Source organism: Arthrobacter sp. NQ7 (genome assembly GCF_029581595.2).
Taxonomy (GTDB): domain Bacteria; phylum Actinomycetota; class Actinomycetes; order Actinomycetales; family Micrococcaceae; genus Arthrobacter; species Arthrobacter phenanthrenivorans_B.
Genome location: NZ_JARFXU020000001.1, coordinates 208,450 through 226,498, shown reverse-complemented (window position 1 = coordinate 226,498; position 18,049 = coordinate 208,450). Strand labels below are relative to the sequence as shown.

The following is an 18,049-nucleotide window of genomic DNA, read 5'->3' as shown; positions in this document are numbered from 1 at the left end:
TCGCTTCCACGTTTCACAGCTTGTCCGGTGCCTGCAGCAGTTCGTCGATGCGGGCCAGGAAGCGGCCGCCGCGCAGCCCGTCGCTCACCCGGTGGTCCGCGGAAAGCGTGGCGATGGCCGCATGCCGGATGCCGATCATCCCGTTGTGCGCCCACGGCTGCTCCAGGACCTTGCCGAAGCCCACCATGGCCACCTGCGGCGGGTAGATCACCCCGTAGACGCTTTCGACGCCGAGGTCGCCCAGGTTGGTCACGGTGAGGGTGGGGTCCGCCATCTCCGCGCGCTGCAGCCGGCCGGCCCGGGCGCGACCGACCAGGTCGCGCAGCTGGTCCATGAGTTGGTCCAGGCTGAGGGTGTCGGCGTCATGCAGGGCCGGGGCCACCAGGCCGCCTTGCCGCAGTGCCACCGCCACGCCCAGGTGCACGGCGCTGCTGGGCTGGAAGGAGCCCTTGGTGAAGAAGCCGTTCATGTCCGGCACGTCCCGGGCCGCGAGCGCGGTCGCCTTCAGCAACAGGGCCGACGGCACCAGGCGGGACGAGACCGGCCGCTGCCGGTTCGCCGCCTGCATCCAGGCCATCGCCGCCGCCAGGTCCAGGGTGGTGGACAGGTAGTAGTGCGGGATCTCCTTCTTGGACCGGGACATCAGCGCGCCGATCGCCTGCCGGAGACTCTCCGCTTTGCTGCCGGCCGCCGTCGTGCGTTTCCGCGCCGGCGCCTCTTCCGGGGTTTCGCGCGGCGGTTCGGCGACGGGGACTTCCGACGGCGGTGCTTCCGCCGGCGCCTCCGCCCCCGTTGTGGCGGCTGCCCGTTCCCTGGGCGGGACGGCGGAGAGCACGTCATCCTCCGTCACCGCGCCGCCCGGGCCGGTGCCCGCGATCCCGGCCAGGTCCACGCCAAGCTCCGCCGCCAGCCGCCGGGCCAGCGGCGAGGACCGAACGCGGCGCGTTTCGGCCGGCCCAGCTGCGGCCGGCTCTTCCGGCTGCACCGCTTTGTCCTCCTTCGCGTGGGCGGCGGACCGAGCTGCGGCGCGTTCGACGTCGGCCCTGGTCACCTCGCCGTCCATGCCGCTCCCGCTGATGCGTCCGACGTCGACCCCCAGCGTGTGCGCCAGGTGCCGGACCGGCGGCGGGACCTTTGCGCCCGGCTCCTTGTGCCCTCGCCCGGCGGGCTGGTATCCGGCGGGCTGGGATCCTGAGGGCGGGGGTTGGGCTGGCGGTGGTTGGGCTGGCGGGAGTTCGGCGGGGGTGGCGGTGATCCGGGCGATGGGTGTGCCCACCTCCACGGTGTCGCCGATGTCCACCAGGAACTCGGCCACCACGCCTTCCTGGAACGACTCGATGTCCATCACGGTCTTGTCCGTGTCCACGGCCGCCACCAGGTCGCCCTTGTGGATGTAGTCCCCGGGCTTGACCAGCCACTCCACCACTTTGCCGTGCTCCATGTCCGCGCCCAGGGACGGCATCCGGAACTCAGCCACGGGCACCCACGGCCCTTCGCGCGGCGGCCATGACCCTGTCCACCGATGGCAGCGCGGCCTGTTCCAGGTGCTTGGCGTACGGGACGGGCACCTCCAGGCTGCACACGCGCTCCACCGGGGCGTCCAGGTCGTAGAAGGCCTGCTCCGCAATCCGGGCGGCGATCTCGGCCGAGATGCTGCCGCTGCGCCAGCCCTCGTCCACCACCACGGCCCGGTGCGTCCTGGCAACACTGTCCAGGATGGTGTGGGCGTCCAGGGGGCGGAGGCTCCGCAGGTCGATGACATCGGCCCCGATGCCCTCCCCTGCCAGCTGGCCCGCGGCGTCCAGCACCATGGGCAGGGTTCCGCCGTAGGTGATGAGCGTCAGGTCGTCCCCTTCCCGTACCAGTGCTGCCTTGTCGATGTCCACGGCGCCGGCGTCGTCGTCGAGCTCCCCGGCCACGTTGTACAGCGAGCCGTGCTCGAAAATCAGCACCGGGTCCGGGTCCTGCAGCGCGGTCCAGAGCATGCCGCGGGCGTCGGCAAGGGTGGCGGGGGCCAGGATGCGCAGGCCCGGGATGTGGGCGTACCAGCCCTCCAGGCTGTGCGAGTGCTGGGCCCCCAACTGCCGGCCGGCACCGGTGGTCATCCGGATGACGATGGGGACGTTGAACTGCCCGCCGGACATGTGCAGCAGGGTGGCGGCGTTGTTGATGATCTGGTCCAGCGCCAGCAGGCTGAAGTTGACGGTCATGATTTCGACGACGGGACGCATCCCGCCCAGCGCCGCGCCGATGCCTGCGCCGACGAAGCCGGATTCGGACAGCGGAGTATCGCGGATCCGTTCCGGCCCGAACTCCTCCAGCAGGCCCAGGCTCACGGCGAAGCTGCCGCCGTACCGGCCAACGTCCTCACCCATGAGGAACACGCGTTCGTCGCGCTGCATCGCGTCGCGGAGGGCCGCGCGCATGGCTTCCCGGTAGGTGGTTTTCATCGTGCAGCCCCGTCTTCCCGTGGTTTTCCGTCGCTGGCCGCGATGGCGTCCGCTGCCGGGTCGCTGTAGACGAACCGGGTCAGCTCGGACACCGGCTCGGGCGTGCCGTTTTCCGCGAACCCCACCGCGGTGCTGATCTCGGCGTCCACGTCGGCCTGGAGATCGGTCCAGTCCTTCTCGGGCAGCTGCCCTGCCGCCTCCAAGGCACCCTGCAGCAGGCTGATGGGGTCCCGTTCCATCCACTGGGCCACCTCGGTCTTCTCCCGGTACAGCTCGGGATCGAACATGGAGTGGGCCCGGAAGCGGTAAGTTCGCAGTTCCAGGAAGTGCGGGCCGCCGCCGGAGCGGACGGCGTCCACAGCGCGCCGGGCGGCCTCCTCCACGGCGAACACGTCCATGCCGTCCACCGCCCAGGCGGGAATCTCGTACCCGGCAGCCTTGAGCGCGATGTCCGTCTGTGATTCGGAGCGGCCCAGGGCGGTGCCCATGGCGTAGAGGTTGTTCTCGCAGCAGAACAGCACCGGCAGCTGCCACAGCGCGGCCAGGTTCATGCTCTCGTGGAACTCGCCTTCGGCCACGGCCCCTTCACCGAAGAAGCAGACCGTCACCCGCTGCCGCCCGGCCATCCGGTCCGCGAGCGCCAGGCCGACGGCGAGCGGCAGCCCGCCGGCCACGATCGCGTTGCCGCCGTAGAAGCGGGTGGCGGCATCGAAGAGGTGCATTGACCCGCCGCGGCCCCGGCAGCAGCCCTCGGCATGGCCATACATTTCAGCGAGGATGGCCCCGGCCGAGACGCCCCGCAGGAGCGCATGCCCGTGTTCGCGGTAGGTGGCAACCACGGCGTCCTCCGGTTCCAGGGTTTCCATGATCCCAGCCGCCACGGCCTCCTCGCCGATGTAGACGTGCAGGAAGCCGCGGATCTTGGCGGCGCTGTACAGCTCGATGCACTTCTCCTCCAGCCGGCGTACGCGCAGCATCTGCCGCAGCAGGTGCAGACCGTGCTCCGGATCGGGGACGCGCTGGTTCTTCAGGGTGCTCATGGCCGGTTCCTGCTTGTGCTCATGGCCGGTTCCTCAGTTCCGCTGCCGGGGCCGCCGGTGTTTCCAGCGTGGACGTATCGCCCTCCGGCAGCCCGAGCTCGCGGGATTTCAGGAGCCGCCGGAGGATCTTGCCGCTGCGGGTCTTGGGCAGGGCGGTGGTGAATTCGAGGAGCCGGGGAGCGACGGCGGCACCCAGGCGTTTCCGTGCGAAGCCGATGATTTCCAGCTGGAGGTCCGGGCTGGGTTCATGGCCGGGCTTCAGCTCCACGAACGCCTTGACCACTTCCCCGGCCACCGGATCGGGGACCCCGATCACGCCGGCCTCTGCCACGGCCGGGTGCTCCATGAGGCAGCTTTCCACTTCGAAGGGACCGATCAGGTGGCCGGATGACTTGATCACGTCGTCGCCGCGGCCAACGAACCAGAAGTAGCCGTCGCCGTCGCGCTTTGCCAGGTCGCCGGTCAGGTACCAGCCGCCGGCGAAGCAGCGCCGGTACCGCTCGTCCTCGTTGAGGTAGCCGCGGAACATGGACGGCCAGCCGGGGCGCAGGGCCAGTTCGCCCATGGTGTCCGGTTCGGTGACCAGCACGGCCTGGCCGTCCGTGACGATGGCTTTGCCGTCCGCGTCGCGGGCCACCAGGGCCGCCTCGATGCCGGGCAGCGGGCGGCCCATGGAGCCGGGGCGGATATCCATGGCGGGATAGTTGGCGATCATGATGCCGCCGGTCTCGGTCTGCCACCAGTTGTCATGCACCGGCAGGCCCAGGACGTCCCGGCCCCACACCACTGCCTCGGGATTCAGCGGCTCCCCCACGCTGGCGATGAAGCGCAGCGCGGACAGGTCGTGGCCGGCGGCGCGCTCCGCACCTGCCTTCATCAGCATCCGCAGGGCCGTGGGGGCGGTGTACCACACGGTGACGTGCTGCTCGGCGAGGATGCGGTACCAGCGGTCCGCATCCAGTTCCTCTTCGTCCACGATGGCGGTGACCCCGTGGACCAGCGGGGCGATGATGCCGTACGACATGCCCGTCACCCAGCCGGGGTCGGCGGTGCACCAGTAGATGTCGCCGGGGTGCAGGTCAAGGGCGAAGCGGCCGGTGGCGTAGTGGGCGGCCACGGCGTCGTGCACATGGATGGCGCCTTTCGGCGTGCCGGTGGTACCGCTGGTGAAGTGCAGCAGGGCCATGTCCTCCGGCTGCGTGTCCGCGATGTCCGCCCCTGGCTCCCTCCCGTCCGGCCGCGGTGACTGCGCCAGGAGTCGGGCCAGGTCCAGGGTTCCCGGTTCGGGGCTGCCGCCGGCGTCCACCAGCAGGACATGGCGGAGTTCTGGCAGTGCGTCCCGCACGGGTGCCACCTTCTTGCGGTAGAGCGCCTTGCTGGTCACCAGCACCCGGCCGGTCCCGAGGTGCAGGCGCTGCCGCACCGGTTCGGGGCCGAAGGCGGAAAAGAGCGGGCAGAAGACGCTGCCGTTCCGGAACGTACCCAGGACCGCAACGTAGAGCTCCGGGCTGCGGCCAAGGAGGGAGAACACCCGTTCGCCGCGCCCCACCCCCAGTGCCCGCAGCGCTGCCGCGAACCTGCCGGACTGCTCCGCAAGGTCCCCGTAGCTCAGGGAGCGGGTGCCGCCGTCGGCCCCCACAAAACGCAGCGCCTCCGCGCCTCCCCGGCCTTCGGCCACATGGCGGTCCACGGCCTCATAGGCGATGTTCAGCCCCCGGCCGCCAGGCAGCCCCGCGAGGGCCCGCCGCGCCTGGTCCCAGGTGAAGTCCCGGCACGCCGCACCGTAATCCAGCAGGTGCGGCTGGACCGGGAGCGCCGCCACGTCCTTGGTGATGGCAGGCCAGCGCGTGGGCCCGGCCCCGGCGGTCACGGTGATTCTCTGGTCCATGGCGTGGCCTCCGGAACGGACCGTCCCACCGGGGACGGGAGGAGGTAGTGCCGGAACCAGTCGGTGGCAAGGCTGGCCGCCATGGCCAGGGTCCCCGGCTCCTCGAAAAGATGCGTTGCTCCGGGGACGATTTCCAGCCGGGTGGGGGCCTGCATGCTTGCCATGGCCTGCCGGTTGAGTGCCAGCACCTGGGTGTCCGCGCCGCCCACGATCAGGAGGGTGGGGGCCCTCACGGCGGCGAGCCGTGGTCCGGCCAGGTCCGGCCGGCCGCCGCGGGAGACGACGGCGGCAACCTGCGCCCCGGTTTCGGCTGCGGCCCACAGGGCGGCACCCGCTCCGGTGCTGGCACCGAAGTAGCCCACCCGTCCCAGGGACCCGTCGTGCCGTGCTTCCAGCCAGTGGGTGGCCGAGGAAAGCCGCTGGGCCAGCAGGCCGATGTCGAATACGTTGGCCCGGTTGACTTCCTCTTCCGGTGTGAGCAGGTCAAGGAGCAGTGTCCCCAGGCCGGCTCCGTGCAGGACCGAAGCGACGAACCGGTTGCGCGGGCTGTGCCGGCTGCTGCCGCTGCCGTGGGCAAAGAGGACGGTGCCGTCACATCTGGGCGGCAGGTGCAGGTTGGCACGCAGAGCCACCCCTGCCACAGGTATTTCCAGGTCCTCCTGCAGGCTCCCGTCTGCACCTCCCCCGCCGGTGTGGTGCGCTGCGGAGGCAGCGGCATCAAGCAGCTGCACCACCTCGCGGTCCTCCGTGGGCGAGAAGTCGTGGTAGTAATAGCCCACCGCTTTGAAGTCCTGCGGTGAGAGCAGGCAGACGACGTCGTCCGGTTCCTTCAGTTCCACCACGGCGCGGGAGGGCGCAACCGGAACGGCAAGGATCACTTTTGCGGCCCCCAGTTGCCGGGCCACCTGGCATGCCACCCTGGCCGTGGAACCGGTGGCGATGCCGTCATCGACGATGACCACGGTCCGGCCGGTGAGGTCCACCGGGTGCCGGCCCTTGCGGAGCCGGGCCACCCTGCTTTCCAGGACGGCCCGTTCCTGCTGTTCGACCTGGCGCAGGTCCTCCTGCGACACGCGGGCCACACTGATGGTGCGTGGATCCAGGACACGGACGTTGCCCTCGCCGATGGCCCCCATGGCCACTTCGGGCTGGAACGGGACGCCGAGTTTCCGCACCACAATTACATCAAGCGGCGCATCGAGGGCCTTGGCCACCTCGAATGCCACCGGGACGCCGCCCCGGGGCAGGCCCAGCACCACAACATCCTGTCCGCGCAGGCCGGCGAGCCGTTTGCCCAGCCGCCGGCCGGCGTCGAACCTGTCATGAAACGCAGCCACGCCCCTCACCCACTGTGTGCGGTTTCGTCCCCGGGAAGCTCTGCCGCCGCCGGGGTCCAGGACATGCGGAGGACGAAATGGGCGTCGGAACTGCTTTTGGCGATCACTGCCCCTGCGTCCCCCGCGAGTTTCACGCCGAATTCGATTTCCATCTTTTCGGGGGTCAGCTCCGCCATGGCCTCCACTGCGGCACGCGCGGCCGGGCGGACGCTGGCGAGTGCATCTTCCAGCCGCCTGCCCGTATCCAGGATCCCCTGTTCGTTGCGGGCGGGATGATCCACCCCGTAGCTGCCGTCGGCAGCTTCAACGAGCACGGTCCCGGAACCGACTTCATACCGCAGTACTTCGGTCATGGCGGATGCCTCCGCTAGTGGGAAATCCGGAGATTGCGGTGCGCGTCAGTGCTCGGCTTGATGGCCACGGCGGTGACCACCAGCGCGACTGCCCCCGCGATCCAGGATGTCCACGCGGCGCCGGTTGCGCCGGTGTAGGAGCCCAGCCACGGCGAGAGGACCAGCAGGGCGGCAAGGACGGCCTGGGCGTATTCCATGACCGGTGTGCCGGGCATGGCCAGGTTGATGATGCCGCTGATGATCAGGAGTCCGCCGAAGAGGAGCATGAACGTGGTGGACATGTTCTGCTGCCGCGTCCACAGGACCGCAATCGCGGTGAAGAGACCGGCGGCGACCGTTACGTAGTCCTGCCACCGATACCACTTTTTCACTGTTTCTTCCTTTCACTTCCGGGCGGCAAGCCTTGCGCTTTCCGTTCCCGGAGGGCGTTTTCCGCCCGCAGTCCAAGTCAACGCCTGCCGCCCGGCGCCTTCTAGGGCAGAAAGACCTAGGCGGGATCCCTGCGTGGCCGCGCTCCGATTCACGGCCAATTCACAGCTATTGCCCCTGCAAAAAGTGGCGTCTGTATGCAAGAGTGGCGGCATCGCTGGGGTGCGACCACCTGCCGGCCGGGACTCATCCAGAGGCCGGCCGGCAGGATCATCAGCGACGAACAAAAGAGGCCGGGCATGAAGGCAGGTTCAGCTCCCCGATCCAGAGGCCGCCGGTGGCACGGGCCCTGTTTACTCCTGCTGCCCCTGCTGCTGATCCCCTCGCTGGCAGCCTGCCAGTCCAGTCCGGCCGCACCTGGCCAGGCGCGCACCGCGGCCCCCGCCCAAAGCCCAGCCGCCCCGCCCCCCGGCGCCACGGCCGGCGCTGCACCCGGCGGCGCTTCCGGTGCCGCCCCAAGCCCGGGTGGCGGCGTGACGCCCAACCCGGCCCCGGCGGATGCCGCCGGGCGCCCCGGCCACATCTTCGTCATCAACCTGGAGAACAAGAGCTACGACTCCGTGTGGGGTGACAACTCCTCCGCCCCTTACCTGTCCGGAACACTCCGGAAGCAGGGGGTGCTGCTGGAGGACTACTACGGCATCGCCCACAATTCCCTGCCCAACTACCTCGCGCAGATCTCCGGACAGCGGCCCAACGACAACACCGAGCAGGACTGCCGCACCTATACCCGGTTCAACGCCACGGGCACCGACGGGACGGGCACCCTGCAGGGAACCGGCTGCGTCTACCCTGACCAGGCCCAGACCCTGGCGGGGCAGCTGACCGCCCAGGGCAGGACGTGGAAGGGCTACATGGAGGACATGCAGCAGCCGTGCGAACACCCGGCCCTCGGTGAGCCCGACAACCACATCCGGGCCACGGCGGATGACATGTACTCCACCCACCACGACCCCTTCGTCTACTTCCAGTCCATCACCGATTCCCCGGACTGCGACAAAGACGTGGTGAACCTTTCGGAACTCGCGGATGACCTGCAGTCCGTCGGCACCACCCCGAACCTTTCCTACATCACACCCAACCTCTGCCACGACGGGCACGACGACACCTGCGCCGACGGTACCCGCGGGGGCCTTGAAGCCGCGGATGCCTGGCTCCAGGACCACATCCCGGCCATCCTGTCGTCCCCGGCGTACCGGCAGGACGGCATGCTGGTCATCACCTTCGATGAGACCGAGGGCGGCACCGCAGGCCCGGCCCAGGGGGACTCCGGGAGCCCCGCAGGCGGTGCCGCCGGGGGCAAGGTGGGGGCGCTGGTCCTGTCCCCGTTCAGCAACGCCGGGGCCACGTCGGACCGGCCCTACAACCACTACAGCCTGCTGGCCACCATCGAGGATCTCTTCCAGCTCCCGCGGCTTGGGCTGGCCGGCGAGCCGGGTGTGAAAACCTTCGGCGATGACGTCTTCCGGTCGGGGTCCTGAGGTGCGGCTGCCCGTGTTCCGGCGGCGGCGGACCGTCCTCGCGGCGTCGGTGACGGTGGTGGCCCTGGTGGTTCTCGCCGTCGCTATTCCGCGGATCTGGCCCGGGGACACCGGGATCGCCAAGATCAAGCACGTGGTGATCATCACGCAGGAGAACCGGTCCTTCGACAGCTACTTCGGCACCTACCCGGGCGCCGAAGGCATTCCCATGAAGGACGGCAAGCCGGTGGCCTGCCTTCCTGCGCCGGGGAGGGGAGGCTGTGTTTCACCCTTCCTGGACTCATCGGACAGCAACGCCGGCGGCCCGCACAGCCCGGCAGACGCCACCGCAGACATCAACAACGGGGCGATGGACGGCTTTGTGGCCCAGGCGGAGAAGGGCATTGCGCACTGCCAGCCGGATGCCACCGACTGCAAATACAAGACTCGACGCACCGACGTCATGGGGTACCACGACCGGAACCAGCTGCCCACCTATTGGACCTACGCCGACAACTTTGTCCTGCAGGACCACATGTTCACCTCCGCCGCCGCCGGAAGCCTCCAGGCGCACCTGTACATGGTCTCGGAATGGTCCGCAAAGTGCTCCAGGACGGGAGACCCGTCGTCGTGCATCAACGCGCTGGACGGCGTTGAAAATGAACCCGAGAAGGCAGAATTCGAGGAAAGCCTGATCGGCAGATGCCAGCCCAACCCGGACCCGCAACCATGCCGGGACGCCCTCCAGGCCGCGGGGCTTGGCCCGGACCTGGCAGCCCAGACAAGCCAGGTGGTCTCGGCCGGCTGCAAGCGCACCGATTCATACGCCGCCTGCAAGGGCGCGGTCCAGGCCGCAGACCTGCCGGGAGCCCTGAGGGACAAGCTGGCCGAAGCGGCGAAAACCCTGAAAGGGCCCAACTACTCCTGGACCGACCTGACCTACCTGCTCCACAAGCACTCCGTGTCCTGGGCCTACTACGTGTTCGGCGGCACTGAACCCGACTGCCGGAACGACGCCGCCACCTGCGCCCCCGTGAAACAGGACGCCGAAACGCCTGGCCGGTGGAACCCGCTGCCGTACTTCGACACCGTCACCGAGGACGGCGAGCAGGGCAACATCAAACCCCTGAGCGGCCTGTACGACGACGCCCGGCAGGGCAGGCTGCCCGCCGTCACCTGGGTGGCACCCACCGATGAGGTCAGCGAACATCCCCCGGCCAAAATCAGCACCGGCCAGCAGTACGTTGCCGGGCTGGTCAACGCCATCATGAGCGGCCCGGACTGGAACAGCACCGCCATCTTCCTCAACTGGGACGACTGGGGCGGTTTCTATGACCATGTCCAGCCGCCCGAGGTGGACAACAACGGCTACGGCCTGCGGGTTCCGGCCCTCGTCATCAGCCCCTACGCGAAGAAGGGGTATATCGACCACCAGGTCCTGAGCCAGGACGCCTACTTCAAGTTCATCGAGGACGATTTCCTCGGCGGTGAACGGATCGATCCCGCCACCGACGGCCGGCCTGACAACCGCCCGGATGTCCGCGAAAACAACCCGCTCCTGGGCGACCTCACCAACGCCTTCGACTTCAATCAGGCGCCGCGGCCGCCGCTGATCATTCCCAACGCCACCACCTACTAGGCCTGGGACTACCAGGCCTGGGACGCGGAAACCGTGCAGTCCGCCGCGTCCGCCACCACCCGTTCCAGGTCCCCCGTGCGGTGAAGTACCTCCATTTGCCGGACCGCGCCGGTGCCTTCGGCGAGCAGCCTGTCCACCTGTTCCTCCACGCGCTGCAGGTCCCCCATGTCCGCCAGCGCCTGGCGCACGTGGTTGAGCAAGGCATTGACGACGGCGAGCGCGGGCGCCGGGCGGTGCGTGTGCGGATCCAGCAACTCGCCGCGCAAGCCCCAGCGGCTGGCTTTCCAGCCGGCCAGCCGGAGCAGGGCGGACGGGACGGAAACGGGTTCGGTGCCCTCCCGCCACTCCCTTGCGGCGGTTTCCACCAGGCCACGGGCGATGCCCGCCAGCAGCACGGTGTTCTCTGGACGCAGGCACACGTCAGCCACCCGGATCTCCACAGTTGGATAGTGCCGCGAGAGGCGTGCGTCGAAGTAGACCATGCCTTCATCCAGGGCGACGCCGGTGCTCACCATGTCATGCACCAGCTGGTGGTAGGCGTCCGGTCCACCCAGGATGTCCAGCGGCCCGGCGGAGGGCCAGCGGTTCCACACCTGGGCCCGGTAGCTGGCATAGCCGGTGTCCTGGCCATGCCAGAAGGGCGAGTTGGCGCTGAGCGCGATGAGCACGGGCAGCCAGATCCGCATCCGGTCCAGCACGGCCACGGCTTCCTCCGGAGATTCCACGGAAACGTGGATATGACAGCCGCACGTGAGCTGTTCGCGCGCCGTGAGGCCGTATTCCTCGGCCATGGCCTTGAAGCGCCGGAGTTGTACCGGGTGGGGGTTGGCCGGAAGCGGGGAGGTGCCCAGCGCGGCCACTCGGACCCCCACATCCCCGGCGGCCTGGTGGGCAATGGCCCGCCCGGCCACGATATCCTGCTGCAATCCTGCGAGGGTGGCGTGCGGCGGGGTCACCACCTCGATCATTTCCTGCTGGAACTCGGCCGTCAGGATGGGCCCGGAAGCCGCCTCCAGCGGTCGGACATAAAGGTTCAGCAGCTCCCCGGCCTTGGGCACGGCCTCCCCGTTGGCCGGATCCACCAGGAGCAGCTCCTCCTCGATCCCCAACGTGCGCCTGCCTGCCCCGGCGCCGCCGGTGCCGTCATTGCCGTAGGTGTCCATCGCCGTCGTCCCCTATCCCTTGCTCCCTTGCAGACACCGTTGGAGAAGATGCCAGCGCCGCGTTCCACAAGGGAATACATGATAAGCACCCTTAGCATTGCGCGGGAAGCAGTTCGGGCTTCCGGGGGCACTACCTGTACTTCCGAGCTACCCGCGGGTAAATTTGAGTCTGTGACGGGCACCGCGACCCGCCCTCCCGGCCCTTCTGCAAAGGCCTCAGGGAGACGCTGCTGTAGCCGAACGGCAGCCCATAATGCAAGAGCGAAAGAGCCTTGGCCATGTCTGCCTCGCATTTCCAGCAGTTCCTGAATGAAGCAACAGCCTCCGATCCGTCCGGAGATTCCCCTCTCGGCCCCGACTGCCTCTACGGCCTTTACGTCAGCTGGGCGGAACTCCACGGACTGACCCCCAAGCCGGACCAGGCCTTCCGGGCCGGGATGCTCCGCTGCGGCGTAGACATCCGGAATTCCCGCCTTCGGATGAAAGGACCCGCTGCGGCCGACTACATCCTCAGCAGCTACCCCGCCGTCGCCTGACGGTCGGGTGGGAGGGCACCTGCCCTCCCACCCCCCATCGCTGATTCCGCAGCGCCCGCACAAACGGAGCCTTGCCCAAGGCCGTGCGCTCGAGGCGGTCCACCGGCTCCACGACAATCGGGAGCGGGGATGCGCCCGCCGCTGCCAGGGCAGTCTCCACCGCTGCCCGGATATTGTCCGGGGAATGTCCGGGCGTGCGGCCGGCGATAAGGATGCGCAGCCCCGAGGATTCCTGGATGACCTGCCACCCGCCGGTGGACACATCGCCCAGCACATCGTGGAACACCAGGGGGTGAAGCCTCACGGGACCTTCCTGGCCGGGCAGCGTCAGCACGTCCTCCACGCGGCCCTCGACCTCCTCCAGGATCCTGAGGGACCGCCCGCAGGGACAGCCGCGCCCTCCCAGCCTGACCGTGTCCGACATCTCGTAGCGGATCAACGGCAGGGTTCGGGAAAACAGCACCGTAACCAGCAGTTTCGCCCCGGTTGATCCGGCAGGGACCACCTGTCCGGCGCTGTCCACCGGCTCAACAATCACCAGGTCCTCGTAGACATGCCGGTTCCGGTAGGGGCACGGCGAGGCAATACCCGCCGTTTCGGTGGCGGCATAAACGTCGAAGGGGGCGCTTCCCCATGCGTCCCGCATCCCGGCCGCCGCCTGCGGAGTAAGCACTTCGGAAGTCGACATGACGCCCTCGGGCGCAATGCGCAGCCGCCCGTCCCGCTGTTCGGCCGCCAAAGGTGCCAGGGCCGAGGCGTACCCCACCAGCACCCTGGGCTGGAACCGGTTGAGCGCTGCCACCGTCCTGTCCATGGGTGCGGTGACGTCCAGGCGAAGCGTTGGGACGAACCGCGAGTTGGCAGAAGCACCAACGACGGCGGACTGGTGGGTGGGGACACGGGAGCTGACCAGCGCTACCCTCATGGGCCTTCCCGGCCCGGGAGAGATCCCGGCCCAGTCACCGGCCCGCGCGTAGGATGCCAGGACCGAGGCAAACTCCGAGCGGTTCCAGGCAAAGACACCGCTGCGGCCCGTGGTCCCTGCCGTGGCCGCCACCCACCACCGCCCTCTGAACGGCCGGCCGGGATCACCCGAACTTTCGGTCAGGGCCCGCAGGTGCTGTTCCAGGTCAGCGAGGCCCAATTCCGGGGTGGTCACGGCTTCGCCGAAATTGTCCATGAGGTCGGCCTTGCTGACCGGGGGCAGGTCACCCAGGGGTGCGTTGCGCAGCCCGGCGTGGTGCCGCCGGTAGAACGCGGAACCGGCGTACGCTGCCTCGCGCAGCCGTTTCAGCGCCTGCTCCTGATAGGCGGCGATGCGAACGGGATCCCACTGTTCCCGCCGGCGTCCTGCCGCCCGCAGGGACAGCACCTGCAGGAGGAGACGTAGGTCCATGACAACTCCTTGGCCTGGATTGCCCCCAGAGTCGCCGCTGCCGGCAGGAACCGCAAGGGCCGAAAGTCTGCTGCTCCAGTATCACGCCCGAAAAGCGGCGCGACGGGCCCGGTTAGGGGATGCAAACCTTCGTGGCACCCGGCCGGTTACGGTGCTTTACTGCCAGCATGTCTGAAACCCTCAAACTCAGCCACAACGAACCCCACGACAGCAGCGTGGCAGCGCGCCTGAACTGGCTGCGCGCCGGAGTCCTCGGTGCCAATGACGGCATCGTCTCCGTAGCGGCAACCGTGGTGGGTGTGGCGGGCGTGACCAACGAGCTGGCGCCCATCCTGGTTGCCGGCACCGCCGCCGTCGTGGGCGGAGCCGTGTCCATGGCCCTGGGCGAATACGTTTCCGTGAGCAGCCAGAGCGACAGCCAGCGGGCATTGATCGAGAAGGAACGGCAGGAACTCCAGGACGATCCCGAGGGCGAGCTGGCCGAACTTGCCCACCTCTACCAGGCCAAGGGGCTCAGTGAAGCCACGGCGCGGACAGTGGCCGAGGAACTGACGGCAAAGGATGCCTTGAAGGCACACCTGTCCGCGGAACTGAACATCGACGAGGAGGAAGTGGCCAGCCCGTGGCATGCCGCGTTCGCCTCCGCGATCGCCTTCACCGTCGGCGCCGTCCTGCCCATGCTGGCCATCATCTTCCCGCCGTCAGAAGCCCGGATCCCGGTGACGTTCGTCGCCGTCATCCTGGCGCTCGCACTGACCGGAACCGTCAGCGCCAGGATCGGCGGCAGCTCCAAGCGCAAGGCAACCATCCGGCTGGTGGTGGGCGGCGCGCTGGCCATGGCCTTCACGTTCGGGGTGGGAAGCCTGCTGGGTACCACCGGGGTGGCGTAATTCGCCCTGCGGCCGTGCGACACTGACCGTACGCAGCAGAGCGCCCACCACTGATCGGAGTATCCCTTGCTGGAGATCGCAGGCCTTCCGGCCCACATCCTGTTGATCCACGGCGTGGTGGTGCTGGGCCCGCTGGCCGGGGTTGCAGCGGTGGCCTTCGCCTTGATCCGCCGGTCCAGGCGCTTCCTGGCATGGCCGCTGGGTGTCCTGGCCCTGCTGCTGGTTCCGTTGTCCGTCCTCACGGCGGAAGCCGGCGAACAGCTGGAGAAGGCAACGGGAAGATCACAGCTCATCGAGGAGCACGGCCACCAGGGAAGCTTCCTGCGCTACGTCACCGTGCTCTTCCTGGTGGCTGTCGCGGTGCAGATCGCCGCCGCCTTCCCGTCGCTCCTCACCCGCCGGCCCGCCTTCCGCGGCCTGCGCGGCCTCCTCGAGTCCCGCTGGCTGGTCCCTGCCACCTCGGTGGTCGGCGTCCTGGCCGGAATCTTCCTGGTGTACCAAACCATCGTGACCGGCCACTCCGGGGCAGTGTCCGTCTGGGCCGGCCGGTAACACCACGGCCACCCCCGCCACTCCGCCGGCGGAGCCCGCTTGTCCGGCCGCCCAAAACCCCTTCCCATAGCATCCTCCCCGCGTTACTGTGGGCACACAACCCGTCGGCTCTGACGCCGGTGGTGGGCTCAGGCAGTTGGGTCTCTGGAGCAGCCGGAGGGACCAGGAATGGGTACAAAACCGTTCAAGAACCGGAGACTGCAGCGCGTCGCCGCAGCAGCCGTGGTGCTCGCCGCCCTGCCGGCCCTGACCTCCTGCTCCGACCTAGTGTCCCGCGGATTCCTGCCCGGGGCCCGCGACACCACCAACAACACCGAGCTGATCACGGACCTTTGGGTCAACTCCTGGATCGCGGCGCTGGTTGTGGGCGTCATCACCTGGGGCCTGATGATCTGGGTCGTGGTGGCCTACCGGCGCCGGAAGAACACCGTGGGATTCCCGGCACAGCTGAGCTACAACCTTCCACTGGAAGTGTTCTACCTGGCCATCCCCCTGATCGTTATCGGCGTCCTGTTCGTCTTCACCGACCGTGAGCAGCGGGCCATCGACGAACGCTACCCCAACCCTGATGTCGTAATTGACGTGTTCGGCAAGCAGTGGTCCTGGGATTTCAATTACGTCAAGGAACAGGTCCACGAGGATGCCGGCCAGCAGGCCCACCTGACCGGGGCCTACGGCGCGCCGGACCGGCTGCCCACGTTGTATCTTCCCGTCGGGAAGAAAGTGGAGCTGCACCTCCAGTCCCGCGATGTTCAGCACTCCTTCTGGGTGGTCGATTTCCTGCAGAAACGCGACCTGTACCCGGGGCACGAACAGTACAACCCCTACATCAACATCACCCCAAACCGTATCGGCGAATACATGGGCAAGTGCGCCGAGCTCTGCGGCGAATACCACTCAGAGATGCTTTTCAAGGTCCGGGTGGTCAGCCAGCAGGACTATGACAGCCACATCGCCGACCTGAAGGCGAAGGGAAACACCGGCAACCTGGGCGCCGACTTCGACCGGCAGCCGTTGTCGGCCCCTGCACCACAGGTCACGGAACCAGCAGAGTAAAGGACGGCAGGCCATGACCACCACAGGGCAGAGAATGGGCGGAACCGCGGCCACGGCTGCGCCGGCAGTGGTCCGGCGGCCCAAGGGCACCATCGTGGTCAACTGGATCACCTCCACCGACCACAAGACCATCGGGTACATGTACCTGATCGCGTCCTTCATTTTCTTCTGCGCGGGCGGCGTGATGGCGCTGCTGATCCGTGCCGAACTGTTCGAGCCCGGCATGCAGATCCTGCAGACCAAAGAGCAGTACAACCAGCTGTTCACCATGCACGGCACCATCATGCTGCTCATGTTCGCCACCCCGCTGTTCGCCGGGTTCGCCAACGTAATCATGCCGCTGCAGATCGGCGCCCCGGACGTTGCGTTCCCGCGGCTGAACGCGCTGGCCTTCTGGTTCTTCCTGTTCGGCTCCACCATCGCCGTGTCCGGCTTCATCACCCCGCAGGGCGCCGCAGCATTCGGCTGGTTCGCCTACGCACCGCTGTCCAACACCACCTTCACCCCCGGCATCGGCGGTGACCTGTGGGTCTTCGGCCTGGCGCTGTCCGGCTTCGGCACCATCCTGGGCTCGGTCAACTTCATCACCACCATCATCTGCATGCGCGCACCGGGGCTCACCATGTGGCGGATGCCGATCTTCACCTGGAATACCCTGGTCACCGCCATCCTGGTGCTCATGGCCTTCCCGCCGCTGGCCGCGGCCCTGTTCGCGCTGGGCGCCGACCGGAAGTTCGGTGCGCACATCTTCGATCCTGCCAACGGGGGCGCCATCCTGTGGCAGCACCTGTTCTGGTTCTTCGGCCACCCCGAGGTGTACATCATCGCGCTGCCGTTCTTCGGCATCGTCTCGGAGATCTTCCCGGTCTTCAGCCGCAAGCCCCTGTTCGGCTACAAGGGCATCGTGTACGCCACGATCGCCATTGCGGCCCTGTCCGTCACGGTCTGGGCGCACCACATGTACGTCACGGGCGCGGTGTTCCTGCCGTTCTTCGCGTTCATGACCATGCTCATTGCAGTGCCCACTGGGGTGAAGTTCTTCAACTGGATCGGCACCATGTGGGGCGGCTCACTCACGTTCGAGACCCCCATGCTGTGGAGCATGGGGTTCCTGGCCACCTTCCTCTTTGGCGGCCTGACGGGCATCATCCTGGCCTCGCCGCCCATGGACTTCCACGTATCGGACTCCTACTTCGTGGTGGCGCACTTCCACTACGTGGTTTTCGGCACCGTGGTGTTCGCCATGTTCGCCGGCTTCTACTTCTGGTGGCCCAAGTTCACGGGGACCATGCTCAACGAGCGCCTGGGCAAGATCCACTTCTGGATGCTCTTCCTGGGCTTCCACGCCACGTTCCTGATCCAGCACTGGCTGGGCGTCCTGGGCATGCCCCGCCGGTATGCGGACTACATGCCGGAGGACAACTTCACCTGGATGAACCAGTTCTCCACCGTGGGGTCCTACCTCCTGGGCGCCTCGCTGATCCCGTTCTTCTGGAACGTCTACATCACCTGGCGGGCCGGGAAGAAGGTCACGGTGGACGACCCCTGGGGCTTCGGCGCCTCGCTCGAGTGGGCCACGTCCTGCCCGCCGCCGCGCCACAACTTCACGTCCCTGCCCCGGATCCGTTCGGAGCGCCCGGCCCTGGACCTGCACCATCCCGAGCTGAGCGTCAGGGTCCATCCGTCCGAAGACGCACCGGCGGAAGGGCTCCTGGGCGCGGCGGACATCGGCGAGCACGACGTCCATGACCCCAACCCAAACACGTAGCGGCCAGCCCGCACCTTCCCCACCGCGGACGCGGCCCTGCAATTAGGTCATGCCAAAGTGTCGTAATTGATGTGAACCTCGTCACTTAAAGC

The 18,049-nt window shown here is 68.1% G+C and carries 16 protein-coding genes; 7 read left to right on the top strand and 9 right to left on the bottom strand.

Annotation, left to right across the window (positions count from 1 at the left end):
* Nucleotides 1-13: 13 nt before the first annotated feature.
* Genes PUN71_RS01010 through PUN71_RS00980 form a run of 7 tightly spaced genes read right to left on the bottom strand, consistent with a single transcriptional unit; the run spans nucleotide 14 to nucleotide 7,439 of the window.
* Nucleotides 14-1,477, bottom strand: coding sequence for a dihydrolipoamide acetyltransferase family protein (locus PUN71_RS01010; RefSeq protein ID WP_277797012.1), 1,464 nt, complete (start codon nucleotides 1,475-1,477; stop codon nucleotides 14-16).
* Entirely contained in the window at nucleotides 1,470-2,450 is a 981-nt protein-coding gene (locus PUN71_RS01005) for an alpha-ketoacid dehydrogenase subunit beta (RefSeq protein ID WP_277797011.1), read from the bottom strand. Before PUN71_RS01005 ends, PUN71_RS01010 begins: the two co-directional genes overlap by 8 nt.
* Complete coding sequence (gene pdhA, locus PUN71_RS01000; RefSeq protein ID WP_277797010.1) at nucleotides 2,447-3,490, bottom strand: pyruvate dehydrogenase (acetyl-transferring) E1 component subunit alpha; 1,044 nt, start codon at nucleotides 3,488-3,490, stop codon at nucleotides 2,447-2,449. Before pdhA ends, PUN71_RS01005 begins: the two co-directional genes overlap by 4 nt.
* Nucleotides 3,491-3,509: 19 nt before the next feature.
* Nucleotides 3,510-5,378, bottom strand: coding sequence for an acetate--CoA ligase (gene acsA / locus PUN71_RS00995; protein ID WP_277797009.1), 1,869 nt, complete (start codon nucleotides 5,376-5,378; stop codon nucleotides 3,510-3,512).
* Nucleotides 5,357-6,715, bottom strand: a complete 1,359-nt coding sequence (locus PUN71_RS00990) for a phosphoribosyltransferase family protein (RefSeq protein WP_277797008.1) — start codon at nucleotides 6,713-6,715, stop codon at nucleotides 5,357-5,359. The genes acsA and PUN71_RS00990 overlap by 22 nt, the downstream gene beginning before the upstream one ends.
* 5 nt (nucleotides 6,716-6,720) lie before the next feature.
* The gene (locus PUN71_RS00985) at nucleotides 6,721-7,068 is read right to left on the bottom strand and encodes a CU044_2847 family protein (protein ID WP_277797007.1); all 348 of its coding nucleotides are present in this window, start codon (nucleotides 7,066-7,068) and stop codon (nucleotides 6,721-6,723) included.
* A gap of 14 nt (nucleotides 7,069-7,082) precedes the next feature.
* Nucleotides 7,083-7,439 (bottom strand): SPW repeat domain-containing protein, encoded by a 357-nt coding sequence (locus PUN71_RS00980; RefSeq protein ID WP_043452311.1) that lies wholly within the window; start codon nucleotides 7,437-7,439, stop codon nucleotides 7,083-7,085.
* Between the two features lie 297 nt (nucleotides 7,440-7,736).
* Between PUN71_RS00980 and PUN71_RS00975 the strand changes: the two genes are divergently transcribed.
* Complete coding sequence (locus PUN71_RS00975; protein ID WP_277797006.1) at nucleotides 7,737-8,978, top strand: alkaline phosphatase family protein; 1,242 nt, start codon at nucleotides 7,737-7,739, stop codon at nucleotides 8,976-8,978.
* Complete coding sequence (locus PUN71_RS00970; protein ID WP_277797005.1) at nucleotides 8,953-10,596, top strand: phospholipase C; 1,644 nt, start codon at nucleotides 8,953-8,955, stop codon at nucleotides 10,594-10,596. Before PUN71_RS00975 ends, PUN71_RS00970 begins: the two co-directional genes overlap by 26 nt.
* Nucleotides 10,597-10,604: 8 nt before the next feature.
* Here the strand turns inward: PUN71_RS00970 and PUN71_RS00965 are convergent, their stop codons facing one another.
* A complete protein-coding gene (locus tag PUN71_RS00965) occupies nucleotides 10,605-11,759 on the bottom strand; it encodes a carboxylate-amine ligase (RefSeq protein ID WP_043452313.1) in 1,155 nt (384 codons plus the stop codon).
* A gap of 278 nt (nucleotides 11,760-12,037) precedes the next feature.
* On the opposite strand from PUN71_RS00965, the gene PUN71_RS00960 reads away from it, so the two are divergent.
* Nucleotides 12,038-12,295 carry a hypothetical protein gene (locus PUN71_RS00960; RefSeq protein ID WP_277797004.1) on the top strand — a complete coding sequence of 86 codons (258 nt, stop codon included), beginning with the start codon at nucleotides 12,038-12,040 and terminating at the stop codon, nucleotides 12,293-12,295.
* Here the strand turns inward: PUN71_RS00960 and PUN71_RS00955 are convergent.
* Nucleotides 12,270-13,691 carry a phenylacetate--CoA ligase family protein gene (locus PUN71_RS00955; protein ID WP_277797003.1) on the bottom strand — a complete coding sequence of 474 codons (1,422 nt, stop codon included), beginning with the start codon at nucleotides 13,689-13,691 and terminating at the stop codon, nucleotides 12,270-12,272. The genes PUN71_RS00960 and PUN71_RS00955 overlap by 26 nt on opposite strands.
* Before the next feature lie 167 nt (nucleotides 13,692-13,858).
* On the opposite strand from PUN71_RS00955, the gene PUN71_RS00950 reads away from it, so the two are divergent.
* The 4 genes from PUN71_RS00950 to ctaD all read left to right on the top strand — a co-directional run bounded on the left by PUN71_RS00950 (nucleotide 13,859) and on the right by ctaD (nucleotide 17,957).
* The gene (locus PUN71_RS00950; protein ID WP_277797002.1) at nucleotides 13,859-14,581 is read left to right on the top strand and encodes a VIT1/CCC1 transporter family protein; all 723 of its coding nucleotides are present in this window, start codon (nucleotides 13,859-13,861) and stop codon (nucleotides 14,579-14,581) included.
* Nucleotides 14,582-14,647: 66 nt separating this feature from the next.
* Nucleotides 14,648-15,133: a hypothetical protein gene (locus PUN71_RS00945; RefSeq protein WP_043452317.1), complete on the top strand. Its 486-nt coding sequence runs from the start codon at nucleotides 14,648-14,650 to the stop codon at nucleotides 15,131-15,133.
* 168 nt (nucleotides 15,134-15,301) lie between these two features.
* Entirely contained in the window at nucleotides 15,302-16,189 is an 888-nt protein-coding gene (gene ctaC, locus PUN71_RS00940; protein ID WP_043452319.1) for an aa3-type cytochrome oxidase subunit II, read from the top strand.
* 13 nt (nucleotides 16,190-16,202) lie between these two features.
* On the top strand, nucleotides 16,203-17,957 hold the full coding sequence (ctaD, locus tag PUN71_RS00935; protein ID WP_502859702.1) for an aa3-type cytochrome oxidase subunit I: 1,755 nt from the start codon (nucleotides 16,203-16,205) through the stop codon (nucleotides 17,955-17,957).
* Nucleotides 17,958-18,049 lie beyond the last annotated feature (92 nt).

Excerpts from the sequence above, each read along its gene's own strand:
- PUN71_RS01005 (WP_277797011.1), bottom strand. The coding sequence starts at position 2,450 with ATGAAAACCACCTACCGGGAAGCCATGCGCGCGGCCCTCCGCGACGCG.
- pdhA (WP_277797010.1), bottom strand. The coding sequence starts at position 3,490 with ATGAGCACCCTGAAGAACCAGCGCGTCCCCGATCCGGAGCACGGTCTG.
- acsA (WP_277797009.1), bottom strand. The coding sequence starts at position 5,378 with ATGGACCAGAGAATCACCGTGACCGCCGGGGCCGGGCCCACGCGCTGG.
- PUN71_RS00985 (WP_277797007.1), bottom strand. The coding sequence starts at position 7,068 with ATGACCGAAGTACTGCGGTATGAAGTCGGTTCCGGGACCGTGCTCGTT.
- PUN71_RS00975 (WP_277797006.1), top strand. The coding sequence starts at position 7,737 with ATGAAGGCAGGTTCAGCTCCCCGATCCAGAGGCCGCCGGTGGCACGGG.
- PUN71_RS00970 (WP_277797005.1), top strand. The coding sequence starts at position 8,953 with ATGACGTCTTCCGGTCGGGGTCCTGAGGTGCGGCTGCCCGTGTTCCGG.
- PUN71_RS00965 (WP_043452313.1), bottom strand. The coding sequence starts at position 11,759 with ATGGACACCTACGGCAATGACGGCACCGGCGGCGCCGGGGCAGGCAGG.
- PUN71_RS00960 (WP_277797004.1), top strand. The coding sequence starts at position 12,038 with ATGTCTGCCTCGCATTTCCAGCAGTTCCTGAATGAAGCAACAGCCTCC.
- PUN71_RS00955 (WP_277797003.1), bottom strand. The coding sequence starts at position 13,691 with ATGGACCTACGTCTCCTCCTGCAGGTGCTGTCCCTGCGGGCGGCAGGA.
- PUN71_RS00950 (WP_277797002.1), top strand. The coding sequence starts at position 13,859 with ATGTCTGAAACCCTCAAACTCAGCCACAACGAACCCCACGACAGCAGC.
- ctaC (WP_043452319.1), top strand. The coding sequence starts at position 15,302 with ATGGGTACAAAACCGTTCAAGAACCGGAGACTGCAGCGCGTCGCCGCA.
- ctaD (WP_502859702.1), top strand. The coding sequence starts at position 16,203 with ATGACCACCACAGGGCAGAGAATGGGCGGAACCGCGGCCACGGCTGCG.